22 protein-coding genes are annotated in these 24,550 nt (G+C 65.1%); 12 read left to right on the top strand and 10 right to left on the bottom strand.

Features of this window, described 5'->3' with window-relative positions; translation table 11 throughout:
* Positions 1 to 584: 584 nt before the first annotated feature.
* The 12 genes from OX462_RS03715 (at position 585) to OX462_RS03660 (ending at position 13,300) form a co-directional block, all read left to right on the top strand.
* Positions 585 to 3,116: a M4 family metallopeptidase gene (locus tag OX462_RS03715; protein WP_409027803.1), complete on the top strand. Its 2,532-nt coding sequence runs from the start codon at positions 585 to 587 to the stop codon at positions 3,114 to 3,116.
* Between the two features lie 242 nt (positions 3,117 to 3,358).
* Positions 3,359 to 4,552, top strand: coding sequence for a type II secretion system F family protein (locus tag OX462_RS03710; protein WP_409027802.1), 1,194 nt, complete (start codon positions 3,359 to 3,361; stop codon positions 4,550 to 4,552).
* Positions 4,553 to 4,574: 22 nt separating this feature from the next.
* Positions 4,575 to 6,272: a GspE/PulE family protein gene (locus OX462_RS03705; RefSeq protein ID WP_409027801.1), complete on the top strand. Its 1,698-nt coding sequence runs from the start codon at positions 4,575 to 4,577 to the stop codon at positions 6,270 to 6,272.
* Positions 6,259 to 7,062, top strand: coding sequence for a hypothetical protein (locus OX462_RS03700; RefSeq protein ID WP_409027800.1), 804 nt, complete (start codon positions 6,259 to 6,261; stop codon positions 7,060 to 7,062). The genes OX462_RS03705 and OX462_RS03700 overlap by 14 nt, the downstream gene beginning before the upstream one ends.
* Entirely contained in the window at positions 7,053 to 7,601 is a 549-nt protein-coding gene (locus OX462_RS03695; RefSeq protein WP_409027799.1) for a hypothetical protein, read from the top strand. Before OX462_RS03700 ends, OX462_RS03695 begins: the two co-directional genes overlap by 10 nt.
* A complete protein-coding gene (locus OX462_RS03690) occupies positions 7,589 to 8,215 on the top strand; it encodes a hypothetical protein (protein WP_409027798.1) in 627 nt (208 codons plus the stop codon). Before OX462_RS03695 ends, OX462_RS03690 begins: the two co-directional genes overlap by 13 nt.
* A complete protein-coding gene (locus OX462_RS03685; RefSeq protein ID WP_409027797.1) occupies positions 8,212 to 8,751 on the top strand; it encodes a hypothetical protein in 540 nt (179 codons plus the stop codon). Before OX462_RS03690 ends, OX462_RS03685 begins: the two co-directional genes overlap by 4 nt.
* Complete coding sequence (locus OX462_RS03680; protein ID WP_409027796.1) at positions 8,748 to 10,640, top strand: secretin GspD/PilQ domain-containing protein; 1,893 nt, start codon at positions 8,748 to 8,750, stop codon at positions 10,638 to 10,640. The genes OX462_RS03685 and OX462_RS03680 overlap by 4 nt, the downstream gene beginning before the upstream one ends.
* Complete coding sequence (locus tag OX462_RS03675; protein WP_071654440.1) at positions 10,637 to 11,119, top strand: type II secretion system protein; 483 nt, start codon at positions 10,637 to 10,639, stop codon at positions 11,117 to 11,119. Before OX462_RS03680 ends, OX462_RS03675 begins: the two co-directional genes overlap by 4 nt.
* 5 nt (positions 11,120 to 11,124) lie before the next feature.
* Positions 11,125 to 11,508, top strand: a complete 384-nt coding sequence (locus OX462_RS03670) for a type II secretion system protein (protein WP_257217990.1) — start codon at positions 11,125 to 11,127, stop codon at positions 11,506 to 11,508.
* The gene (locus OX462_RS03665) at positions 11,495 to 12,031 is read left to right on the top strand and encodes a type II secretion system protein (protein ID WP_409027795.1); all 537 of its coding nucleotides are present in this window, start codon (positions 11,495 to 11,497) and stop codon (positions 12,029 to 12,031) included. Before OX462_RS03670 ends, OX462_RS03665 begins: the two co-directional genes overlap by 14 nt.
* 45 nt (positions 12,032 to 12,076) lie before the next feature.
* Entirely contained in the window at positions 12,077 to 13,300 is a 1,224-nt protein-coding gene (locus tag OX462_RS03660) for a M24 family metallopeptidase (RefSeq protein ID WP_409027794.1), read from the top strand.
* Between the two features lie 78 nt (positions 13,301 to 13,378).
* On the opposite strand, the gene OX462_RS03655 is transcribed toward OX462_RS03660, so the two are convergent.
* The 10 genes from OX462_RS03655 to OX462_RS03610 form a co-directional block, all read right to left on the bottom strand.
* Positions 13,379 to 14,953 (bottom strand): methyl-accepting chemotaxis protein, encoded by a 1,575-nt coding sequence (locus OX462_RS03655; protein ID WP_409027793.1) that lies wholly within the window; start codon positions 14,951 to 14,953, stop codon positions 13,379 to 13,381.
* Between the two features lie 61 nt (positions 14,954 to 15,014).
* Positions 15,015 to 15,422 (bottom strand): type 2 periplasmic-binding domain-containing protein, encoded by a 408-nt coding sequence (locus OX462_RS03650; protein ID WP_070291042.1) that lies wholly within the window; start codon positions 15,420 to 15,422, stop codon positions 15,015 to 15,017.
* 10 nt (positions 15,423 to 15,432) lie between these two features.
* A complete protein-coding gene (locus OX462_RS03645; RefSeq protein ID WP_070291041.1) occupies positions 15,433 to 16,695 on the bottom strand; it encodes a hypothetical protein in 1,263 nt (420 codons plus the stop codon).
* 405 nt (positions 16,696 to 17,100) lie between these two features.
* Positions 17,101 to 19,152, bottom strand: coding sequence for a phenylacetic acid degradation bifunctional protein PaaZ (gene paaZ / locus OX462_RS03640; protein ID WP_409027792.1), 2,052 nt, complete (start codon positions 19,150 to 19,152; stop codon positions 17,101 to 17,103).
* 96 nt (positions 19,153 to 19,248) lie between these two features.
* Positions 19,249 to 19,863, bottom strand: coding sequence for a phenylacetic acid degradation protein PaaY (paaY, locus tag OX462_RS03635; RefSeq protein ID WP_070224253.1), 615 nt, complete (start codon positions 19,861 to 19,863; stop codon positions 19,249 to 19,251).
* Positions 19,864 to 19,965: 102 nt separating this feature from the next.
* Entirely contained in the window at positions 19,966 to 20,697 is a 732-nt protein-coding gene (locus OX462_RS03630) for an ABC transporter ATP-binding protein (protein ID WP_070291038.1), read from the bottom strand.
* Positions 20,697 to 21,452: an ABC transporter ATP-binding protein gene (locus OX462_RS03625; RefSeq protein ID WP_070311613.1), complete on the bottom strand. Its 756-nt coding sequence runs from the start codon at positions 21,450 to 21,452 to the stop codon at positions 20,697 to 20,699. The genes OX462_RS03630 and OX462_RS03625 overlap by 1 nt, the downstream gene beginning before the upstream one ends.
* A 1-nt stretch (position 21,453) precedes the next feature.
* Positions 21,454 to 22,437: a branched-chain amino acid ABC transporter permease gene (locus tag OX462_RS03620; protein ID WP_070224250.1), complete on the bottom strand. Its 984-nt coding sequence runs from the start codon at positions 22,435 to 22,437 to the stop codon at positions 21,454 to 21,456.
* Entirely contained in the window at positions 22,434 to 23,312 is an 879-nt protein-coding gene (locus OX462_RS03615; protein ID WP_070224249.1) for a branched-chain amino acid ABC transporter permease, read from the bottom strand. The genes OX462_RS03620 and OX462_RS03615 overlap by 4 nt, the downstream gene beginning before the upstream one ends.
* 72 nt (positions 23,313 to 23,384) lie before the next feature.
* Positions 23,385 to 24,536 (bottom strand): ABC transporter substrate-binding protein, encoded by a 1,152-nt coding sequence (locus OX462_RS03610; protein WP_070311614.1) that lies wholly within the window; start codon positions 24,534 to 24,536, stop codon positions 23,385 to 23,387.
* Positions 24,537 to 24,550 lie beyond the last annotated feature (14 nt).

Raw genomic sequence — 24,550 nt, 5'->3', positions numbered from 1 at the left:
GCGGCACGGTCGGACTTACAGAAAAGAATCCCCTCGCGGGGGAAGAGCCGGCTGGCGGCCGCTAGGAAGGCGGATGCAGCATGAGTGCCGCTCCAGAGGGGAAATGGCTGAAACCAACAGCAGAAAACAGAACTGACGTCATGTGAAACTCCCGATTTTTTTCCCGATGCGCTGTATCTGGACGCGGTCATTGCCGCGTGCGCTTTTTTTGTCTTCGCGTGCTCCGCTGAGAGCAATGCGAAGAGCTAGTGTAGATCGCAACATTTAGAAAAGGCAACAGTGTTTTTCCAACAGAGCGCGCCAATAGGGGTAGTAGTCCAAAACAAAAGTTGCAGCTTGTGGTAGATCAAACTTTCCAACGATGCGACGCCGATAAATGTTCAATTCTTAACAAAAAATCGCCTGGTGACCCATTTCTTGAATTTTTTGACATGGCGATCTCGACAAGTTTAGTGTCCCCCTACCCGGCGTCATGCCATCACAAAACGGCAGGCTATCCGCCCGCCGCCAGGCGCGCCGGGGTGGCCATCAGGCATCGCGGCCAGCTCATTCACCATTTCCTTAACCGATACCATGGAGCAGAAATGAATTTACGTTTGACGATAGTTGCCGCATCCATCGCCGCCCTGCCGCTGATGGCCACCACGGCCGATGCCGCCACCCCGCTGCCACAGACCCTGATGGCCGCGCCGGTCGCCCTGGCTTCTCCACAAGAGACCGCCAGCCTGGTCAACAAGCTGGCCGCGCAGGCACGCAGCCGCGGTCTGAATACCGAGCATGGCTTTGCCGTCGGCGCCCAGCATCCGGGCGTCAGCGGCACGCGCGTGAGCCGCGTACAGCACACCTACAAGGGCTTGCCCGTCTTCGGTTCCGAGACGGTGGTGGTCAGCAACAGCGCCGGCGACATCGTCAGCGAATCCGTGTCGGACCGCGCGTCGGGCCTCGGCAGCGGCGGCGTCAATTCCGTCACCCGCAGCGCCACCACCGATATCGACACCACGCCGGCCGTCAGCGCCGCCGCCGCCATCGCCGCTGCCGTAAAAAGCATCGGCGTGCCGGCCGTCGACCATGTGCCGCCGCATGCGCAGCTGCTGATCTATCCCGTGATGAAAACCGTGCGCGTGGCCGGCGCCGAGAACAAATCGGAAGCCGCGCTGAACGCCCTCGACGTGCAGGACGTGGTCGACCACTACGAGCTGGCCTACCTGGTGCAGACGCGCATGATCAGCGGCAGCAAGCCCGTCTACTACGACACCATCGTCAGCGCCCGGGATGGCCGCATCCTGCGCCAATGGAAAGCCCTGAAAACCGTCGCCGGCATCGGCAACAGTCAGTACAACGGCCAGGTGCCGCTCAACACCACGCTCACGGGCAGCACCTACACCATGAAGGACCCCAGCCGCGGCACGGGTGGCAGCTTCGGCGGCATGGCCATCACGAATGCCAACCACGGCACCACCTCGGGCAGCGTGTACAGCAACACCAGCAATACCTGGGGCGACGGCCAGCAATACATCAGCGGCGGCAGCACCACCAACGCCAACGGTCAGACGGCGGCCGTCAATGCGATGTGGGGCTTGATGAACACCTACGACACGCACAAGAACGTGCTGGGCTGGTCCAGCCTGGACGGCAACAACACGGCCACCCACATCGCCGCCCACGTCAACACGGCCTACGACAACGCCTATTACGACGGCAACTGCAAATGCATGTACATCGGCGACGGCGGCAGCGCGTTCAACAACCTCGGCTCCATCGACGTGATCGGCCATGAGATGGGTCACGGCATCACGGACGCCACCTCGGGCCTGATCTACTCGCAGGAGTCGGGCGGCTTGAACGAATCGAGCTCGGACATCGCCGGCGAGATGGTGGAAGCGTATGCGCGCGCCGGTGGCACGGGCACCACGATTCCGAACACGGGCAACGATTGGATGACGGGCAAGGAGATCGCCAAGAACGGCCAGCCGCTGCGCTGGCTGTACAAGCCGAGCAAGGATGGCAGCAGCCCGAATGCGTGGAGCAGCACCATCAAGAACCTCGACGTCCACTACAGCAGCGGTCCGAACAACCGCATGTTCTACTTCCTGTCGCAAGGCTCGAACTCCACGTCCAGCAGCGATTACTACAGCTCCTACCTGAACAAAAGCCCGCTGGCCATGACCGGTATCGGCAGCGACAAGGCTTACCGCATCTGGTTCAAGGCCGCCACCACCAAGTTCACCTCGTCGACCAATTACGCCGACGCGCGCAACAAGGTGCTGCAGGCAGCCGAGGAACTGTATGGCGTGGGCAGCGCGGAATCGATCGCCGTCAAGCGCGCGTATGCGGCCATCAACGTGGGTACCGACGTCGATGAATCGACGACGGGCGGCGCGGTGACCATCACCAGCCAGCCGGCCAGCATCACCGTCGCACCGGGCGCCACCGCCTCGTTCGCCGTGGGCGCGGGCGGCGGCACGGCGCCGTACACCTACAAGTGGTACCGCAACGGCGCCGTGATCAGCGGCGCCACGTCGCCGGCCTACAGCTTCACGGCCGTGGCGGCCGACAGCGGCGCCGTGTTCAAGGCCACGGTGACGGATTCCTCGTCGCCCGCCGTGACGGCCACGTCGAACAACGCCACCTTGACGGTGGGCACCAGCAGCGCCACCGAAAGAGTGACGAACGGCGGCTTCGAGGCCGGCGCCACGGGCTGGAGCGGCACCACCGGCGCCATCGGCACATTTACGGGGCAAACCGCGTACGAAGGCACGCAGTACGCCTGGCTGGGCGGCAATGGCGTCACGGCCAGCGAATCGCTGACGCAAAGCGTGGCCATTCCGGCCGCCGCCACGTCCGCCAGCTTGAGCTTCGCGCTGCATATCGACACGGCGGAAACGGGCAATACCGTGTACGACAAGCTGGTCGTCACCGTGAAGAACAGCGCCGGCACGGTGCTGGGCACCCTGGCCTCGTACTCGAACGTGAACAAGGCGGCCGGCTACCAGATCCGCACTTTCGACCTGATCGCCTACAAGGGCCAGACCGTGCAGATCTCGTTCGCCGCCACCGAGGACGCGTCGCTGCAAACCTCGTTCGTGATCGACAAGGTCAGCCTGGTTACCCAGTAAGCGGCTGAACATGCGGGCAAGTCATCGAAACGAGGCTTGCCCGCACAGCACGATTGATTTCCTGGCAATTCCAGTCTACCCTGAGGCAGTGATTGCATCTTGCCTGCTGCCGGTACCCGCGACGAATTGAACTTTTTTGGATGGTTCCTGACCGATGCCTACTTCGACCTTGTCCGCACGCGCTTTCCCCCATTCCAGCCTGTCCATTTTTACGCCTGCCACCATGCTCGCCTGAGCCGGCCATGCAGTTCCACCTCCAGGTGCAGGGCCCGGCGGGCAGCCAGGCGCTGGCCATCGACGCCGCCAGCGAGGCCGAGGCGATCCGCGCGGCCGTGCGCGGCGGCTGGCGCGTGCTGGCCGTCGATGACGACGCCGCGCCGGACGCGGGCGCCGCGCTGCGCCCCGGCAAACAGGGCTTGCCCCTGCTGCAATTCAGCCAGGAGCTGCTGGCCCTGCTCGAAGCGGGCCTGAACTTGGGCGAGGCCATGGCCACCCTGCACAACAAGGAAACGCGCCCGGGCGCGAGGAGCACCCTGGCCGCCATCGTGCTCACCCTGCAGCAGGGCCTAAGCTTTTCCGACACCCTGGCCGGTTTCCCCGACATCTTCCCCGACATTTACATCGCCACCGTGCACGCGGCCGAACGCTCGGGCAACCTGCCCGAGGCGCTGGCCCGCTTCGTCGCCTACCAGCTGCAGTTCGACGCCATCCGCAAAAAACTCATTTCCGCCGCCATCTACCCGTGCATGCTGCTCGTCGTCGGCGGCCTGGTGACCCTGTTCCTGCTCGGCTATGTGGTGCCCAAATTCAGCGTCGTCTACGAAAGCTCGGGCCACGAAATTCCCTGGATGTCGCAGATGCTGCTCGGTTTTGGCCAGACCCTGGCCGCGCATCCGCTGCTGTGCGCCGGCGCGCTGGCCGCCGCCGTCGGCGCCGTGGTCTTCGGCGTTGCCAATGCCGGCGCGCGCCAGGCCCTGGTCTTGCGCCTGCTGCGCCTGCCCGTGCTGGCCGGGAAGGCGGCCGAATTCCGCCTGGCGCGCTTCTACCGCGCCCTGAGCCTGCTGCTGCACGCGGGCATCCCGCTGCACAGGGCGCTGGCCATGGTCGGCCCCATGCTGCTGCCGGCGCAGCAGGAGCAGCTGGCGCAGGCGCGCCGCGCGGTGCAGGAAGGCATGCCGTTTTCCACCGCGCTGGAACAGGCCGGCATGGCCACGCCGGTGGCGCAATCGCTGCTGAAGGTGGGAGAAAATACGGGCCGCCTGGGCGACATGCTGGAACGCTCGGCCAAGTTCCACGACGAGGAATTCGCCCGCTGGGTGGACTGGGCTTCGCGCCTGCTCGAGCCGCTCTTGATGACCATCATCGGCGTGGTGATCGGCGGCGTGGTGGTGCTGATGTACATGCCGATCTTTGAACTGGCGGGGAGCTTGTCTTGAACCTTATCGTGAAGGTGCGGCCATGAACGCGCGCGACGAAGAACGGGTCGTGCTCGATGCGGCCATGCTGCGCCGCGCCCATGCCAGTGCGCTGGAACAGGGCCGCCCGCAGATGACCGTGCTGCAGGAAACGGCGGCCCTGCCGCCCGAGGTCTTCCTGCGCCAGCTGGCCGCCCTGTTCCGCTATCCGGCCTGGACGATGGCCGAACTGCAGGCCGCCCTGCCCGCCTTTGCCCTGCTGCCCTACACCGATTGCGCCCAGCGCGACTGCGTGCTGCTGCAACCTGGCGTTCCGGGCGCGCCGCCCGTGCTCGTCATCGGCAATCCCTTCAGCGAGGACCTGCTGCAATGGGCCGACTTCGCCCTGTCCACGCCCTTCACGGTGGCGCTGGCGCATCCGGACGACCTGGCCGCCTACCTGCAGCAGCAGGAAAGCGTGCAGCAGGCGATGCAGGAAATGCAGCACGGCGATGATCTGCCAGGACTCGACCAGAGCATCGAAGACATCTCGCTCATCCGCATCAGCGAAGACAGCAGCCCGGTCGTGAAACTGGTGAACTCCACCATCTACGATGCCCTGAAATTCCAGGCCAGCGACATCCACCTCGAATGCGACGTGGCCAGCCTGGTCATCAAATACCGCGTCGACGGCGTGCTGGTGCAGGCGGGCCAGGTGCAGGGGCTGCAGATGGCCGAGCAGATCATCTCGCGCATCAAGGTGATGGCCGACCTCGACATCGCCGAGCGCCGCATCCCGCAGGACGGCCGCTTCAAGGTGCGCGTAAAGGGGGCGGAGATCGACTTTCGCGTTTCCATCATGCCCAATATCTTTGGCGAGGATGCCGTGCTGCGCCTGCTCGACCGGCGCGCGCTGACGGAAGCGGCGCAGGCGCTGCGCCTGGAAAGCCTGGGCCTGAACGAGGACGCCATCGAACAGATCCGCCGCCTGGCCGCCAAGCCGCACGGCATGCTGCTGGTGACGGGGCCCACCGGTTCCGGCAAGACCACCACCCTGTACGCGGCCATCACGGAAATCAACACGGGCCGCGACAAGATCGTCACCATCGAAGACCCCGTCGAATACCGGCTGCCGCGCGTGCTGCAGATACCCGTCAACGAAAAGAAGGGGCTGACGTTCGCGCGCGGCCTGCGTTCCATCCTGCGCCACGATCCCGACAAGATCATGATCGGCGAAATCCGCGACGACGAAACGGCGCAGATCGCCGTGCAGGCGGCGCTCACGGGCCACCTGGTATTTACCACCGTGCACGCGAACAACGTGTTCGATGTGGTCGGCCGCTTCCTGCACATGGGCGTCGATGCCTACAGCTTTGCGGCCGCCCTGAACGGCATCGTGGCGCAGCGCCTGCTGCGCCTCAATTGCGCCCATTGCGCCGTCGACGCCAGCGCTGAGGTGCTGGCCGACGCGCAGCAGCTGCGCGACAGCGGCCTGGCCCTGCATCAGGTGCAGGACTGGCAATTCATGGCCGGCAAGGGCTGCGGCCACTGCCGCGGCACCGGCTACAAGGGCCGCAAGGCCGTCGCCGAGGTCTTGATGCTCAGCGATACGATGCGCGAAATGATCTGCACGCGCGCGCCCCTGAGCCAGATGAAGGAAGAGGCGGCGCGCAACGGCTTCCGCCTGGCGCGCGAGGCGGGCCTCGACCTCGTGCGGCGCGGCGAAACCACTTTAGCGGAGCTCAATCGTGTCACTTATTGAACGCCTTACCCGCGCCACCGTGTGCCTGCACCTGGCCCCGCACGGGCTGCACGGCGTGCAGCGCCGCGCCAGCCGTCCCCTGCCCGACAGCGCCTTCCACCTGCCCATTGCGAATCCCGACGCTAGCTGGGAAGTGGCGCTGGCCGCCCTGCGCGGCTGGCTTGAACACGATGGCGGCAAAAAAATTCCGCTGGCCGTCAGCCTGGCCAGCCGCTGGTGCGCCATGCTGATGGTACCGTGGAGCGGTGCCTTGCTCGACCGGAGCAGCGCCCAGCGCTTCCTGCACAGCCAGTTCGGCGCCGTGTATGGCGAGGGTGCGCGCGCCTGGCGCCTGGTCGCCGACGACGCCCCATACGGCACGCCGCGCCTGGCCTGCGGCATCGATACGGCCCTGCTGCAAGGCGTGCAGGACGCGGCGGCCGCGCATGGCCGGCGCTGCCTGTCCATCGAACCGATCGCCGGACCGGCCTGGCGCAGCATCGCCGGCGGCAAACCTGCCGGTAGCAAACCTGCCGCCTTCGCCCTGGTGGAAGCGGGACGGCTGCTGCTGGCGACAGGCGGCGGCGGGCGCATCACGGCCCTGCACAGCCAGCCCTGCGCCGCGGCCTGGGGCGACGAACTGGACCGGGCGTGGCGGCGCTGGAACTTGCGCGCGCCGCAGCTCGACGCCATTGAACACGTGGCCCTGATCGACTTGAGCGGCGTGCCGCAAGCGAACGTGCCGGAACGCTTCGTGCCCATCGCCGTGGCCGGCGCCGCCCACCTGATGCGGGAGGTCGCATGGGCCTGAGCCGCCTGGAATTCCTGCCGCCCGGCGCCGCGCGGACGTTCCAGGGCTGGCGTCTGGCCCTGTGCCTGGCGGGCGGCTTGCTGCTGCTGCCGGCCGCCGGGTACTGGCTGGTGCAGGCGCAGGAAACGCGGCGCCTGGAAGCGCAGCTGGCGCAGCTGCAGCCCGCGCGTCCCGTGCGTGCTCCGCTCTCGGCAAGCCAGCAGCGCGAGCGCGACCTCGAACTGAAACAGGTGGCCGCCGCCGTGCGCCAGCTCAACCTGCCCGTCACGCGCCTGGTCAGGACGGTGCAGGCGCCGCGCGACGTGCGCGTGGCCCTGCTGGGGCTAGACCTGAATGCGCAGCAGGGACAGGATGGCGCCAGCGTGCTGAAAATCGCCGCCGAGGCGGAAACCCCGCAAGACATGCTCAACTACCTGGCCTTCCTGAACCAGCAGCCCATGTTCAGCTCCGTGTATCTGCTCAAGCACGAGATGAACAGTCACGCGAACGCGCCCGCACACCCTTACCGTTTTCAGCTGGAGGCGCAATGGCGGCAATAAAACCCCTGTTAAAAGCCGGCACGCCCGTGGCCCGGCCGCGCCTGCAACTGCGCCTGCCCCCGCGCCTGGCGTGGGAAGCGCAGCGTCTGTGGCGTGCCCTGGGCTGGCCCAGCGCCATCGGCGCGGCAAGCCTGGCGCTGGCCGCCGTCGCCATGCAGCAGGGCGAGGCGCTGGCCGGACGCCAGCAGCCATTGCGCGCGCAACTGGCCGTGATGGCGAAACAGGCGGCGCTGCCGCCGGCGTCCGTCACGCTCGACGCCGATGCCGATGCCGACAGCCTGGCCGCCTTTCACGCCTACCTGCCCGCGCACGACAGCATTCCCGAGCAGCTGAAGGCCTTGCTGGAAGTGGCGCAGAAGAGCGGCGTTACCCTGGCCAAGGCCGACTACAAGCCGCAGGAAGACGGCAACACGGCCTTTTTGCGCTACCAGATCACCTTGCCCGTAAAGGCCGAATACGCGCAGCTGCAAACCTTTATCGTCGACGCCCTGCAAGCGTTGCCCACGCTGACGCTCGATTCCGTGCTGTTCAAACGCGAGCAGATCGAAGCGGGCGAGATCGATGCACGCATCCAGTTCATCCTGCTGGTCAAGAAGCCGGAGGCGCGCCGATGAAAAAAGCCGTACTGGGGGGTGCCGCCGTGGCGACCTTGCTGGCCGCCCTCTTCGCGCCGGAGGACGAAGGCAGCATCGTGGGGCCGGCCACGGCCACGCCGCGCCAGGTGGAACGGGTGGCGGTCGCGCCCCTCGTCGTCGCCACTGCCGCTGCGCCAGCCAATCGCGCACTGTCTATCGAACCGCGCCGGGGCCTCGACGACGAGGAAGCGGCCACCCTGTTCGCCAAGCAAAGCTGGCAGCCGGAGACGCCGAAAAAGATCATGCTCGACCAGCAGGCGGCGCAGGCCACGCGCACTGTCGCCGCTGTCGATGCGAACGCACCGCCACCTTTGCCCTTCCAGTTCCTTGGCCGTTTCGTCGACGAAGGCAAGGCCGCCTATTTCCTGCAGGCGGGCGAACGCAACGTGGTGGCGCGGCCCGGCGACACGCTCGAAGAGCGCTACCGCTTCGACGGCGTGGTGCAGGGCGCCCTGCAATTTACCTATCTGCCGCTCAACCTGAAACAGACACTCGCCGTAGGGGATATCAATTGAAACGACGCACACCACGTACTGGCATTACCCTGCTGCCGATGCTGTCCCTGCTGGCCGCCTGCGCCGGCAACCAGGCCTATACCGACGGCCAGGCCATGCTGGGCGCCGGCCGCACGGAACAGGGCCTGGCCCTGCTGGAACAGGCGGCGCAGGCCGAACCGACCAACGCCAAGTACCGCATCGCCGTCACCAACGGCAGGATGCGCGCGCTGAACAACCTCAATGGCCGCGCCGAGGCGCTGCGCCAGCAGGGCAAGCTGCCCGAAGCGCAAGCGCTGTACCAGCAGGCGCTGGCGCTGGACGCCAGCAACGACGTGGCGCAGCGGGGCCTGGCCGGCGTGGCGCAGGATGAACGGCACCGCAAGCTGGTGCAGGAGGCGCAGTCCAGCTACCAGCGCGGCGGCGAAGCGAATGTCGCGCAGGCGCAGGAAGCCTTGCGCCAGGTGCTGCAGGAACGTCCCGCGCAGCGCGAGGCGCTGGCCCTGAAAGGCCGCATCGGCGACGAGCTGGCCAAAAGCCGTCCGGCCGGCGGCAAGCTGGCGGCCGCCTACCGCAAACCCGTGACCCTGGAATTTCGCGACGCGCCCCTGCGCTCCGTGTTCGATCTTCTCAGCAAGGTGTCGGGCCTGAACTTCGTCTTCGACAAGGAGGTCGACCCGGCCCTGCGCGCCACCATTTCCGTGCGCGACACCAGCATCGAAGAGGCGATTGCCATGCTGCTGGGCGCGAACCAGCTGGAACAGAGCGTCACCAGCGACAAGTCGATCACGATCTACCCGAACACGCCGCAAAAGGTGAAGGATTACCAGCAGCTGGTGGTACGCACTTTTTTCCTCGCCAATGCGGACGTCAAGACGGTGGCGTTTTCCATCAAGACCCTGCTCAAGGCCAAGGATGTCGTCACCGATGAACGGCTGGGCATCATCATGCTGCGCGATACGCCGGAAATGGTGCGCATGGCCGAGCGCATCATCAACGTGCAGGACCTGGCCGACCCGGAAGTGATGCTGGAAGTGGAGGTGCTGGAGGTCAAGCGCACGCGCCTGATGGAGCTGGGCGTGCGCTGGCCCGACCAGGCCAGCCTGACCCTGGCCGGCGTCGCAGGCAGCACGGGTGGCCTGGGCGGCCTGAAGGTGGCGGACCTGCACCGCATCAATGGCGACAATATCAACCTGGGCATCGGCGGCGTCACCCTCAACGCCAACAAGACGGACAGCGACAGCAATATCCTGGCCAACCCGCGCATCCGCGTGCGCAACAAGGAAAAGGCGAAGATCCTCATCGGCGACCGCGTGCCGGTCATTACCGTCACGACGAATAACGGCGTCAGTTCCGACAGCGTCAACTACATCGACGTGGGTCTGAAACTCGACGTGGAACCGAACGTCTACCTGGACGATGAAGTGGCCATCAAGATCAACCTGGAAGTATCGAACGTCGTCAAGGAGGTGATCAGCAAAACGGGCACGCAGGCTTACCAGATCGGCACGCGCAGCGCCTCGACCGTGTTGCGTTTGAAAGATGGCGAGACGCAGGTGCTGGCGGGCCTGATCAGCGACGAAGACCGGGGCACGGCCAACAAGGTGCCCGGCGTGGGCGAGCTGCCCGTGCTGAACCGCCTGTTCGGCAGCCAGAAGGACGACGCCATGCGCAGCGAGATCGTGCTGTCGATCACGCCGCGCCTGCTGCGCAGCATCCGCCGCCCGGACCTGATGACGGCCGAATTCAACTCGGGCACCGAGGCGTCCGTGGGCGGGCGCGCCAGCGTGGGCGGCACCCAGGAAGCCATCGCCGCGCCCGAGCAAGCCCCACCGCGCGCCGGCTCGCCCATGACGGGTGGCGACGAAGCGCCCGCGGCCGGCGACAAGTCCGGCAAAGGTGGCCAGTGAGGTGGCCAGTGAAAGAGCGGGGCTTTACCTTCATCGAACTGATGATCACCCTGGCCATCATGGCGACCCTGGCCACGGTGGCCGTGCCGATGGCGCAGGTGGCCTTGCAACGGGCCAAGGAGCAGCAATTGCGCAGCGCCCTGATCGAGATGCGCGAAGCGATCGACGCCTACAAGCGCGCGTCGGACAATGGCCGCATCAAGCTGTCGCTGGGCGCATCGGGCTATCCGAAAAAACTCGAGGAACTGGTCGAGGGCGTGCCCGACCAGCGCAGCCCGTCGAAGCAGAACATCTACTTTTTGCGCCGCCTGCCGCGCGACCCGTTCCAGCCCAGGGAAGCCGGCAGTGCGGCCGACAGCTGGAGCAAGCGCGCCTATGCCTCGCCGCCCGACAATCCCAGCGAAGGCGAAGACGTGTTCGACGTCGCCTCGCGCTCGACCAAGGTGGGCCTGAACGGCGTGCCGCTCAATCAATGGTGACCGCCATGCATACCCCGACCATACGCCGCGGTTTTACGCTGGTCGAACTGCTGGTGGTGCTGGCGATCATCTCGCTGCTGCTGACGATCGCCATCCCCCGCTATTTCGGCTCGGTGGAAAAATCGAAGGAAGTCGCCCTGAAGGAAAACCTGCAGGTGCTCAGGAGCGGCCTCGATAAATACTATGCCGACAAGGGAGAGTACCCGGCTGCGCTGGACGACCTGGTGACCCACCATTACTTCCGCAGCGTACCGCTGGATCCCGTCACGGAGTCGGCGGCCACCTGGCAGCTGATCCCTTCGCCCAATGGCGAGATCGGCGGCGTGGCCGACGTGCGCAGCGGCGCCAAGGGCAAGACGCGCGAGGGCATCCCGTTTGAACAGCTCTAGTTTCCAGCGCCGCACGCGGGGCTTCGCGTATATCTGGACCCTGATGCTGGTGGCCTTCATGGGCGTGGGCCTGGTGCTGGCCGGCGAACTGTTTGCCACGGCCGCGCGGCGCGACAAGGAGCGCGAGCTGCTGTTCATCGGTCATGAATTCCGCAACGCGCTGGGCCGCTACTACGACAGCACGCCGGCCGACGGGCGGCCCCGCTATCCCTTGACCCTGCAGGAACTGCTGCGCGACCCGCGTTTTGCCAACGCCCGGCGCCATTTGCGCCGACTGTATGCGGACCCCGTCACGGGCAAGGCGGAATGGGGCGTGCTGCGGCAGGAGGGACGCATCGTCGGCATCCATTCGCTGTCGCCGCAGCTGCCCATCAAGCAGGACAACTTCCTTGACGAAGACGCCAGTCTGCGCCGCAAGCAGCGCTACGCGGACTGGCACTTCACGTATCCGCACGACCTGGTGCTGGCTCCGCCCGATGCGGCCGGCGGCGCGCCCGGCCTCAAGCCGAAAGGCGCGAACTGATATCATGCCCGCATTCCATATTCAGCATCGAGCAAAGGAGCAGGCATGAGCATAGGTGGCACTTCCATCGAACAGGCATTGGCATCGCTGTCGGACATGACGGGCGGCATGGTCGCCATCGGCAAGGAGGAACATGCGCAACGCATCGCCAAGGCGCAAGCGTTCATGCGCGAACAGGGCATCGCCGCCATCTACCTGAACGCGGGCGCCAACCTCACCTATTTCACGGGCACAAAATGGTATGCCAGCGAACGCATGGTGGGCGCCATCCTGCCGGCCAGCGGCGACATCGAATACATCGCTCCCGCCTTCGAGGAAAGCACCCTGCAAGGCTTCATGCTCATCGAGGGCAAGGTCAATTGCTGGGAAGAGCATGAAAGCCCGTACCAGCTGTTCGTCGACGTGCTGGCGCGCATGGGAATCGCCCAGGACGCGAATCAACCGCCGCGCGTGGGCATCTGCGAAAGCGCCGCCTTCTTCATCTACGACGGCATCAAGCCGCTGGCCCCCGGCTACGCGCTGGAAAACGCGCGCACCGTGACGGCGTACTGCCGCAGCAGAAAATCACAGGCGGAAATCGCCCTGATGCAGCGCGTGATGGACATGACCCTGGCCGTGCACGTGGCCACGGCCAGCATGCTGTACGAAGGCATCACGACGGTGGAAGTGGAGGAGTTCATCCAGCGCGCGCACCGCAAGGTGGGCGCGCCCCGCTCGTACTTCTGCATCGTGCTGTTCGGCGAGGCGACCGCCTATCCGCATGGCGTCAACTACGTGCAGACCCTGAAGGCGGGCGACACGGTGCTGATCGACACGGGCTGCCAGGTGATGAACTACATCTCCGACATCACGCGCACCTATGTTTTCGGACAGATCAGCGAGCGCCAGCGCAGCGTATGGAACAGCGAAAAGGCCGCGCAAGCCGCCGCATTCGCGGCCGCCCAACTGGGCGTGCCGTGCGGCGACGTGGACCGCGCCGCGCGCGTCTCGCTGGAAGCGGACGGCTACGGCCCCGGCTACAAGCTGCCCGGCCTGCCGCACCGCACGGGCCACGGCATCGGCCTCGATATCCACGAGTGGCCTTACCTGGTGGGCAACGACACGACGCCGCTCGACGTGGGCATGTGCTTCTCGAACGAGCCGATGATCTGCATCCCCGGCGAATTCGGCATCCGCCACGAAGACCATTTTTATATGACGGAAAACGGACCGCGCTGGTTCACGCAACCGGCGCACAGCATCGACGATCCGTTCGGCTTGCGCACGTAAGCCGGCGCTCCTGTGTTGGATTACGCTGCGCTAATCCAACCTACACCGCTGTGTTGGATTACGCTGCGCTAATCCAACCTACACCGCCAATACCTGGTAGGTCGGATTAGCGCGCAGCGCGTAATCCGACACAGCACCCTGCGCCAGCTTGAACACGGCCAGCGCCGTGCCCAGCTGCACGGCCTGTTCCTGCAGCGATTCAGCCGCCGCCGACGCTTCTTCCACCAGCGCGGAATTCTGCTGCGTCATCTGATCCATGCTGCCGATGGCCACGCCGATATCGCCGATGCCGGCACTCTGCGCCTGGCTCGCGGCACTGATCTCGGCCATGATGTCGGCCACCTTTTTCACGGAATCGACGATCTGGCCCATGGTCAGACCCGCCTCGTCCACCAGCTTCGAGCCGACATTCACCCTGGCCACCGAATCGCCGATCAGTTGCTTGATCTCGCGCGCCGCCGCCGCGCTGCGCTGCGCGAGGTTGCGCACTTCGGACGCCACTACGGCAAAACCACGCCCCTGTTCGCCGGCGCGCGCCGCTTCCACGGCCGCATTCAAGGCCAGGATGTTCGTCTGGAAGGCGATGCCGTCGATGACGCCGATGATGTCGACGATGCGTTTCGATGCATCGTTGATCTCGCCCATGGTGGTGACCACCTGGCTGACCACCTGCCCGCCCTTCACGGCAACCGACGATGCCGACACCACCAGCGCATGCGCCTGGCCCGCGTTGGCGGCGTTGTCGCGCACGGTGGAAGTCAGGCTGTCCATGCTGCGCGCCGTCTGGTCCAGGCTGCCCGCCTGCGATTCCGTGCGCGCGGCCAGGTCCGCATTGCCCTGGGCGATTTCCGCGCTGGCCACCTGGATGGTTTCGGCCGACGCCTTGATATCGGAGACCATGCCGCCAAGCTTGGCGCGCATGTCCTTCAGCGCCGCCAGCAGGCTGTCCTGGTCGCCCGCCTCGGTCACGATGTGCATCGACAGGTCGCCATCGGCCACGGCGCGCGCGATCTGGCGCGCATATTCGGGTTCGCCGCCCAGCTGCTGCCAGATGGCGCGCACGACGAAATGCGACACGGCCACCAGGCAGACGATGACGGCCAGCGCCACGGCGATGCTGGTATTGAGCGCATTGCGCACATTGGCCGCGCTGCGTTCTATGCCCTGCCTGAACTGCGCTTGCGCCTGTTCGTTGGTCTTTGCCAGGTCGGCATTGAGCACCGCCAGCGCGCCCTGCATGCGCGCCACGGTCGCTTGCGGGTCGCCCTCTTCCATTTCCAGCATGATGCGCGCCGCGCTCAGGGCCGGCGCATAGTAGGCATCGAATTCGCTGGCCAGCCGCGCGCCGTGCTCGCGCTGGCCGGGGATCGCAGCAAAGGCGGCCAGTTTTTCGCGCAGCTTGACGGCCTGGCCGGCGACTTGCCCGATACGTTCCTTGTCGCCTTCGCTGACGGCGTCGCGCAGGGCGTCGCCGACGGCGGCCACGTCCAGGGTCAGCGACTTGGCCATGTCAAGCACGGGATAGTCCGCGCTTTCCGTGGCGTGGATGGAATTGAGCGTGGCCGTGGACAGGTAGGCGCTGACGGCCAGTCCCAGCCCGAAAATCACGGCCGAGACGACAGGCAGCGCCCATATCTTGCGTTTGATGCTCATTGCTGTCTCCTGATTCTGATGAATTATCGGGCCGCCGCATGGCGTGCGGCCCGGGCCGGCTTTATGGCGCCGTCAGCACCACTTTGACGCTGGCGTCGACGGCACTCTTTTCGATATAGCCGATGGCTTTCGGATCGGCAGCCACGACCTTCTTCACGTCGGCGCTATTGGCCACTTCCTTCGGCAAGGTGGCCTTGCCCGTGAAGACCAGCTTGGACCACAGGGCCTTCGCTTGCGAGGGTTCCTTGTCCGTCACCTTCTTGTAGAACTCGGCGCGCACGGGGGCGCTTTCCGGCTGGTCGATCGGCGTCATGGCCGTCGATTTACCGAGGAAGAATTGCGCCACCTGTTCATTCGTCATGGCGCCAGCGGCGCTTTTCGGATTGACCACCACGACCACTTCGGCCATGGCGGGAACGGCGGTCGACAGCGCCAGCAAGGCAGCCACATTCAAGATCAATGGTTTCATGCGGCGCTCCTCAGAAAACGAAATCGATGGCGGCGGCAGCCACCGTGACGGGACCATGGAAGCCCGGCTTGGCTTGCACGAACAGGCCAGGGCCATTCTTCGGCTTGATGCGGTCGATCTGCACTTTCAGCGCGGCCGAACGGTGGAAGTCCCAGCGCACGCCGATGCTGTCCGTCGATTGCTCGAGCTGGTTGCGCATGGTGGCCAGGGTCTCGACGCCGGCCGACAGGGCGCGCAGGGTCGGCGTACAGGCGGCCGGATAGCCGGCAGGGCAGGATGCGGGCACGGTGTTGTTCACGCGGCCATCGGCCTTCAGGCTGGCGTGGCTGTAGTAGGGCAGGAAGGCACCGATGCGGTAGCCGCCCATCACATACCACGAGGTGCTGTCGCTGACATAGCTGTCCGTCTTGCGCTTCGCATATTCCGACTGCAGCAGCACATTGTTCCAGTCCAGGCCCAGGCCTACGGAGGTAAACGACGCCTTCTTGTCCTTGACTTCCAGCGCATCGGCCAGGGCGCCCAGCTGGGCGATCCGGTAGCCGCTGCCGGCCGCGCGCAAGCTGCCCATCAGGGTGTTCAGGCTCGGCGAATCGTTGATCGTCAACCTGGTCTCGGCCCGGCCGAAGCGCACGGTGACGGGGCCATGCTCGGCCACCACGTTGAGGGCGACGATGGACTTGCCCTCCACCTGCACGGTCGAAGCGGGACCCGTGGCCAGGGTGGCCTTGGTGCGACCCAGCGCCAGCTGCGTGGTGATGCTGGTATCGCCCGCGCTGAACTGGTAGGTGGCGTCGATGCCGTCGATGCTGTTCAGCGGTACCTGCGAATACATTTCGCCGGGCGGGCGCAGCATGGTGTTGGCATAGCCCACGTTGCGATAATCGGAAATCATGAAGACGGGCAGGCCCATGCGGCCGACGCGCACGCTGAAGCTGTCCGATACCTTGGCCTTGGCGAAGGCCCACGCCAGTTCGGCGCCGACATCATCTTCGCCATCCTTGCGCGCCAGGCCCTGCACGGTGGCCGACAGCCACGGGTTGACGGTGACATTGGCCTGCAGTCCCAGGTTGGAATCGACGCCCGTGCGGGCGGTGCGGCCGGCGCCGGCAGCCTGGTTCGGGCGCGCGAACTGCGCGTTGTCCGTATCGGCCATGGTCAGGGCGGCCGTGCCGTAACCGCTGATCTTGACGGCGGGACCAACGGCCTCTTCGGCGTAGGCATGGCTGATGGCCAGGGGCATGGCCAACAGGAAAATCAGGACGTGTTTATTCATAGTAATTAAATACCCGTAGCGGTGAACGTTAATCGTGGAATGGAACTCGCGGTCGAGGGTTCACCAGCCGCAAAAGGCCGGGTCCGTTTTTTTTCGCGCCACCATCGCCTTGGGCGTGCATGGCGGCGTGACCAGTGAGTAAAACCATGCTACATAGAAAAGGTTTTACGTTGGAAAGTTTTCTTGCGGCAATGAGCGAATTCGCCGCTTTTGATGAAAAAAGCACGCGTTCTAGAGGGGTTTATCTAAATAGCACGCTGTGCAAAACCACACTTAGCCTATATTTTTCATACACTTATGGATAATTCAAGAGCAAAAGAACCCCCATAAAAAAAGCGCCACCCGCGCGAAGTTCGCGGGTGGCGCCATTCACACCGGTCCTGCCGGAGACGCTTACTCTCGGACTTACTCGCGCTTGGAGACCAGGGTCAGGATGTCATAGCTGGCCACCAGTTCCTCGTTCTGGTTGGTCACCTGCACGTCCCACGCGACCACGCCCTGGCCCACGCCAAACACGTCCTTGCGGTTGCGGTCGACCTTGCGCTTGCACGTGAGGCGCGCGCGGATGGTGTCGCCAATCGCCACCGGCGCGACGAAGCGCAGGTTGTCCAGACCGTAGTTGGCCAGCACGGGACCGACGCCAGGCGAGACGAACAGACCGGCGGCGGCCGACAGCACGAAGTAGCCGTGGGCGATGCGCTTGCCGAACTGCGATTCCTTCGCGGCGATTTCATCGAAGTGCATGTAGAAGAAGTCGCCCGAGATGCCGCCGAAGGCGACGATGTCCGCTTCGCTGACCGTGCGGCGGTGCGTGAGCAGCGAGTCGCCCGTCTTCAAGTCCTCGAAGTGCTTGCGGAACGGGTGGATCGGGCTTTCGTTGACGTCCGCGCCGCGCACGTATTCGCCGGTGATCGCCGCCAGCATGGTCGGCGAGCCTTGCACGGCCGCCCGTTGCAGGTAATGGCGCACGGCGCGCACGCCGCCCAGTTCCTCGCCGCCGCCCGCGCGGCCAGGGCCGCCGTGCTTCAGTTGCGGCAGGGGCGAGCCATGGCCCGTCGAATCGACGGAAGCCACGCGCTCGAGCACGTGCACGCGGCCATGCGTGGCCGCCACTTGCGGCACCACGCGCGCGGCGATCTTCGGATCGCGCGTCACCAGGGTGCTCACCAGGCTGCCCTTGCCGCGCGCGGCCAGGGCCAGCGCCTCGTCGATATCGTGGTAGCCCATCATGGTGCTGACGGGGCCGAACGCTTCCACGTCATGCACGGCATCGTTGCCGAAGGCATCGCGGCACATCAGCAGGGTCGGCGAGAAGAAGCTGCCGTCCTGCGCGCCATCGCCGAGCGGATTGAATCCGTCGGCCGCGCCGAACACCACTTCATTACCCTGCGACAGGGTGGCGACCCGTTCGGCCACGTCGTTTTGCTGCTCTTTCGACGCCAGCGCGCCCATGCGCACGCCTTCGATGGACGGGTCGCCCACCACCACCTTGGCCAGGCGCTCGCGCAGGCGCGAGCCGACGGCGTCCATCAGGTGCTCGGGCACGATGATGCGGCGGATCGCCGTGCACTTCTGGCCCGACTTGCCCGTCATTTCGCGCACGACTTCCTTGACGAACAGGTCGAATTCCACGTCGTCGGGCGTGACGTCCGGTGCCAGGATAGCGCAATTGAGCGAATCGGCTTCGCCGTTGAAAGGCACGGACTGGGCGATCAGGTTGGAATTCGTGCGCAGCTTGGCGGCCGTGGCGGCCGATCCTGTAAACGTGACGAAATCCTGGCCATTCAGGCGGTCCAGCAAGTCGCCCGTGGAACCGATCACCAGCTGCAAGCTGCCGGCCGGCAGCAAGCCCGATTCATGCATCATGCGCACGACGGCCTGCGTCAGATAGCTGGTCGCCGTGGCCGGCTTGGCGATGCAGGGCATGGCCGCCAGGAAGCTGGGCGCGAATTTTTCCAGCAGACCCCAGATGGGGAAGTTGAAGGCGTTGATGTGCACGGCCAGGCCGCCGCGCGGCACCAGGATGTGCGTGCCGGCGAAACCGCCTTTTTTACCGAGCGCGATGGCCGGGCCTTCGTGCAGCACGTTCGACGACGGCAGCTCGTTGCTGCCCATGCTGGCGTAGGCGAACAGGGTGCCCGTGCCGCCTTCGATGTCGACCCAGCTGTCGGCGCGCGTGGCGCCCGACAGGTGCGAGATCGCATACAGTTCTTCCTTGCGCTCGACCAGGTACTGGGCCAGCGCCTTCAGGCGCGCGGCGCGCTGCTGGAAATCGAGCGCCATCAGGCCCGGCACGCCCGTCTTGCGCGCATACGTGACGGCTTCGTCGAAGTCGATCTTTTCCGCATGCGTATGATAGATGACGCGGTTGTTCAAGGCACTGTGCAGGGGCACGGCGGCGCTTTCGCCCAGCCAGCGGCCGGCGATCAGGCTTTGCAGGGTGGATATGTGAGCCATGTGGTTTCTCCGTAAAACGAGGGTGTTGGTGACGTTGGTGGTGGTGTCGGATGACGCGGGGCGCTGCCCCGCTAATCCGACCTACGCTCATATGGTTTATTGCGCCGAGGCGTTCTTGTGCAAATGCAGCGGCAAGGCCGATTCGAAATTGAGGCGCTGGCGGTTCGCCTCGACTTGCGTCAGCGCTTCCACTTCGCGCATCGTCTGCATCGAGCGCACGGCCAGTTCGTGGTACTGGCCCGTGCCCGAGCTTTTCCATTTGATTTCATCGTCGGTCAGCGTGCGGATCACCTTGGCGGGCGTGCCCACGACCATGCTGCGCGGTGCGACGACCATGCCCGCCTTGACGAAACTCATGGCGGCGACGATGGATTCCTCGCCGATGACGGCGTTGTCCATCACCACGGCGTTCATGCCGACGAGCGCATTGCGGCCGATGCGGCAGCCGTGCAGCACGGCGCCATGGCCGATATGGCCATCGACTTCGACTACCGTGTCGCAGCCGGGGAAGCCGTGCATGACGCACGTGTCCTGCAGGTTCGCCCCCTCTTCCAGGATCAATCGGCCGAAGTCGCCGCGGATCGAAGCGAGCGGACCGATATAGCAGCGCGGACCGACGATCACGTCGCCGATCAGCACGGCCGACGGGTGCACATAGGCGCTGGGGTGGACGACGGGGGTGACGCCGTTGATTTCGTAGACTTTGACCATGCAAACTCCTATTCATCTGCGCGCCATGCACGCTATTACTAGACGCAGCGGAAAACTGGGGTCAGACCCGGCGGGTCTGACCCCGGCCCTCCGCTGCTGTCTTCACATACCCAGGTACGCGCTCTGTACCTGCTCGTTGTGCAGCAATTCGGGACCGGGACCGGACAGGGTAATCGCGCCCGTCTCGATCACATAGCCCACGTCCGCGATCGACAAGGCCGCATGCGCGTTCTGCTCGACGAGGAAGATGGTGATGCCCTGGTCGCGCAGCTCGGCCACGATGCGGAAGATTTCCGCGATCAGGAGCGGCGCCAGGCCCATGCTCGGTTCATCGAGCAGCAGCAGTTGCGGGCGGCCCATCAGCGCGCGCGCCATGGCCAGCATCTGCTGCTGTCCTCCGGAGAGCGTGCCGGCCAGCAGCAGGCGCTTTTCCTTCAGGATCGGAAACAGGCCGTACATGCGCTCCATGTCGCCCGCCACGTCCTGTGCGGGGCGTGTAAACGCGCCCAGGCGCAGATTGTCTTCCACCGTCATGGGGCCGAACACTTGCCGCCCTTCCGGCACCTGGCAGATGCCGGCGCGCACGCGCTTGTCGGCGCTCATGCGGCTCACGTCCTGGCCGGCGAAGGCGATGCTGCCGGCGCTGATCGGCTGCACGCCGGAGATCGCCCGCAGCAAGGTCGTCTTGCCGGCGCCATTGGCGCCCACCAGCGCCACCAGCTGGCCCTGGCGCACTTGCAGGTCGATGCCGTGCAGGGCCTGGATGCGGCCGTAATGGCTGGTCAGGCCGGCGATATCGAGCACCAGCGGTGTCTGAGGTTTTTCCATCTTCATCATGCCGCCACTCCCAGGTATGCCGCCACCACGTCGGGATTGGCGCGCACTTCGGCGGCAGTCCCTTCGGCCAGCTTCTTGCCATAGTCGAGCACCAGGATATGGTCCGACAGATTCATCACCAGTTTCATGTCATGTTCGACGAGCACCACCGTCACGCCCGATTGCGCCACCTTGCGGATCAGGGCTTCGATCTCGCCCGTCTCGGTATGATTCAGACCTGCGGCCGGTTCGTCGAGCAGCAGCACCTTCGGTTTGGCCGCCAGCGCACGGGCGATTTCCAGGCGTTTTAATGCGCCATACGACATCTGCCCCGCCTCGTCATCGATATGCCGGCCGACGCCGACAAATTCCATCAGGCCCGCCGCCTCGTCGCGGCAGGCCGCATCCGCGCGGCGCACGGAAGGCAAACGCAGCATGGAGGCGAACAGGTTCTGGTTCAGGCGCAGGTGCGCGCCCACCATCACATTGTCGATGGCCGTCATGTTCATGCACACCTGCAGATTCTGGAAAGTGCGGCTCATGCCGCGCCGCGCCAGCGCATCGGGCGACATGGCGGCCACGTTCTCGCCATTGAGCAGGATCTCGCCTTTGGTCGGCGTGTAGACACCGGTGATCAGGTTGAACAGGGTCGTCTTGCCGGCGCCGTTCGGCCCGATCACGGAGTGGATATTGCCTTCCTTGACGGTAAAGCTCACATCCTGCACCGCATGCACGCCGCCGAAGCTCTTGCTCAGGTTGTTAATCGTCAGCATCTCACACCTCCCGTGCAGATTGAGGCGGTGCTTTCGGCGTGGCAGAACGCTTGCGCGAACGGCTGGCCAGGCTCGGCACCAGGCCCTTGGGCATGAAGATCATGGTCGCCATCAGGATCACGCCGAACACCACCGTTTCCCAGCCTTCAAAACTGGACAGCAGTTGCGGCAAGACCGTCAGCAGCGCGGCGCCGATGATGGAACCGAAGATCGACGCCATGCCGCCCACCACCACCATCGTCACCAGCTCGATCGAGTGGAAGAAGCCGGCCAGGTTGGGCGTGATGAAACCGATGTAATGGGCGCTGATGCTGCCCGCGATGCTGGCAATCACCGCCGACAGCACGAACACGCGCACCTTGAAGCGCGTCGTGTCGACGCCGACGACGCGGGCCGCCACTTCCGAACCGTGGATGGCCTGCAGCGCGCGGCCGACGGGCGAATCGATGAGGTTCAGGGCCAGCCACGTGACCAGCAACAGCAGCACGGCGCACACCAGGTACCATGATTTTTCGCCGGCGATTTCCAGGCCGGCGACACTGAAGGCGGAGACGCCGATGCCGTCCGGACCGCCCGTCCATTGCGTCTCGTTGTTGATGACGATGGAAATGATGATGCCCAGTCCCAGCGTCGCCATGGCCAGGGTATGGCCCTTGAGTTTCAGTACGGGACGCGCCAGCAGCAGCGCCAGCAGGCCCGTGGCAACGGCGCCGGCGGCCAGGGCGGCCAGCGGCGGCCAGCCATAATGCGTGGTCAGCACGGCCGACGCATACGCGCCCAGGCCATAGAAGCCCGCGTGACCGAGGCTGATCTGGCCCGTATAGCCCATCAAGAGGTTCAGGCCGATGACGACGATGGCGTTCAGCGCGATGCGGATCGCCACGTCATAGTAGAACGCATTGCTGAGGAACAGCGGCAAAATGGCCAGCACGAGCGCCAGCAAGAGCAAGCCGCCATGGCGCGAGCGGGTAAGGAAATTCTTCATACACGCTCCGAATTTTTAGCGCCAAACAAGCCTTGCGGCAGAAAGAACAGGATCAACAGAATCAGCACGAACGGCACCGCATCCTTGTAGGCCGAGGAGATGTAGCCGGCCGTCATGGCTTCGGCGATGCCGAGGATCAGGCCGCCGGCAATGGCGCCCGCGCCGCCACCGAGGCCGCCGAGGACGGCGGCGACAAAACCTTTCAGGCCCAGCATGATGCCCGCGTCATACGAGGTATACGTGATCGGTGCGACGAGGATGCCGCCCGCCGCGCCCAGCAGGGCCGACAGGCCGAACGAGAACAGCAGGACCTTGCGCGTGTTGATGCCCACCAGTTGCGCGGCCAGCTTGTTGTGCGAGGTGGCCAGCATGGCCTTGCCCATCAGCGTGCGGCCGAAGAACCAGCCCAGCACCAGCACGATGACGACGGTCACACCCAGCACCCACAGGCTTTGCGGCAGCAGGCTGGCGCCCAGAAATTCGATCGGCGCGTCGCCGGAAAAGGCCGGCAGCGAGTGCGTATCCTTGCCCAGCCAGATTTGCACGAGGCCGCGCAGCACGAGCGAAGCGCCGATGGTGATGATCAAGAGGGTGATGACCTGCGCGTTCTGCGCCGGTTCGATCACGGCTTTTTCCATCAACAGGCCAACGATGCCGGTGGCGATGACGGCCAGGATGATGGCCAGCGGCAGCGGCACGCCGGCGGCCGACATCACGGCGGCCAGCATCCCGCCCAGCATGATGAATTCGCCCTGCGCGAAATTGATCACGCCGCTGGTGTTGTAGATGATGGTAAAGCCCAGCGCCGCCAGCGCGTAGGCGGAACCGACCGTCATCCCGGAATACAGAAATTGTAGAAATTGTGCGACTTCCATGGTGTCTCCATTATGTTCGGCTATGCGCGGGCCGCCTTCGAGGGCGGCCTCGCGCAGGTACTCCGGCTTACATCACTTCGACAATTGCCATTCGCCGTTCTTCACTTCCACCATGCGGAAAGCCGACAGGTCCAGGCCCATGTGGTCTTTGGCCGACATGTTGAACACGCCGGTCGTGCCCACAAAACCCTTGGTCTGTTCCAGTGCCGTGCGCACTTTTTCGCGGTCCGTGCCGCCGGCGCGCTTGATGGCGTCCACCGACAGGTTCAGGGCGTCGAGCGCATAGCCGCCAAAGGTCGACGGATCGATCTTGTAGCGGTCTTTATACGTCTTGTCGTAGCCGACGACGACGGCCTTCTGCGCGTCGCTGTCGGGCAGCATGGCGCCGATCAAGAGTGCCGGCGTCGGCAGGCGCACGCCTTCGGCAGCCTTGCCCGACAGCTTCAGGTATTCGTCCGACGCCACGCCATGCGACTGGTACAGCGGCAGCGCGGCCATGCCCAGCTGGCCGTAGTTCTTGGTCACGACCGCCGGGCCCTGGCCCAGGCCGAACACGAAGACGGCCTGCACACCGGCCGTATTCTTGATGCGCGTGAGCTGCGCCGTGATGTCCGTGTCTTTCGGACCGTAGGTTTCATCGGCCACCAGGGTGATGCCATATTTGGAAGCGACGATCTGCGATTCCTTGCGGCCCGAGGCGCCGAAGCCGCTCGTTTCCGACAGCAGGCCCACCTTGCTGATGCCGCGCTTCTTCATATCCTCGAACACCTTCTCGGCCGCCATGCGGTCCGTATGCGGCGTCTTGAAAACCCATTTCTTGACCGGATCGATGATGACCACGGCGCCCGCCAGCGAGATGAACGGCATGCTGGCGCGGTCCACCAGCGGCGCCATCGCCATCGTCGCGCCGGTGGTGGTGCCGCCGATCAGCACGTCGACCTTGTCCGACTCGATCAGGCGCTTGGTAAAACCGTTGGCCTTGGCCGCATCGCTGCCGTCGTCGTAATGCACGAGTTCCAGCTTGCGTCCCAGCACGCCGCCGGCCGCATTGATTTTCTCGATATACAGCTGCAGGGTTTTCAGTTCCGGGTCGCCCAGGAAGGCGGCAGGGCCCGTGACGGACAGCACGGAACCGATCTTGATGTTGTCGGCCGCGTACGCACCCGCGGCAGTCATGGCCAGCACGCCGGCGATCAGGGTTTTCTTGAAGATATTGGCAATCATTATGGTCTCCACCA

Source organism: Janthinobacterium aestuarii (assembly GCF_046113285.1).
GTDB lineage: Bacteria > Pseudomonadota > Gammaproteobacteria > Burkholderiales > Burkholderiaceae_D > Janthinobacterium.
Note: the sequence above shows the minus strand (reverse complement) of the source record. Positions and strands in the feature narration are given on the sequence as shown.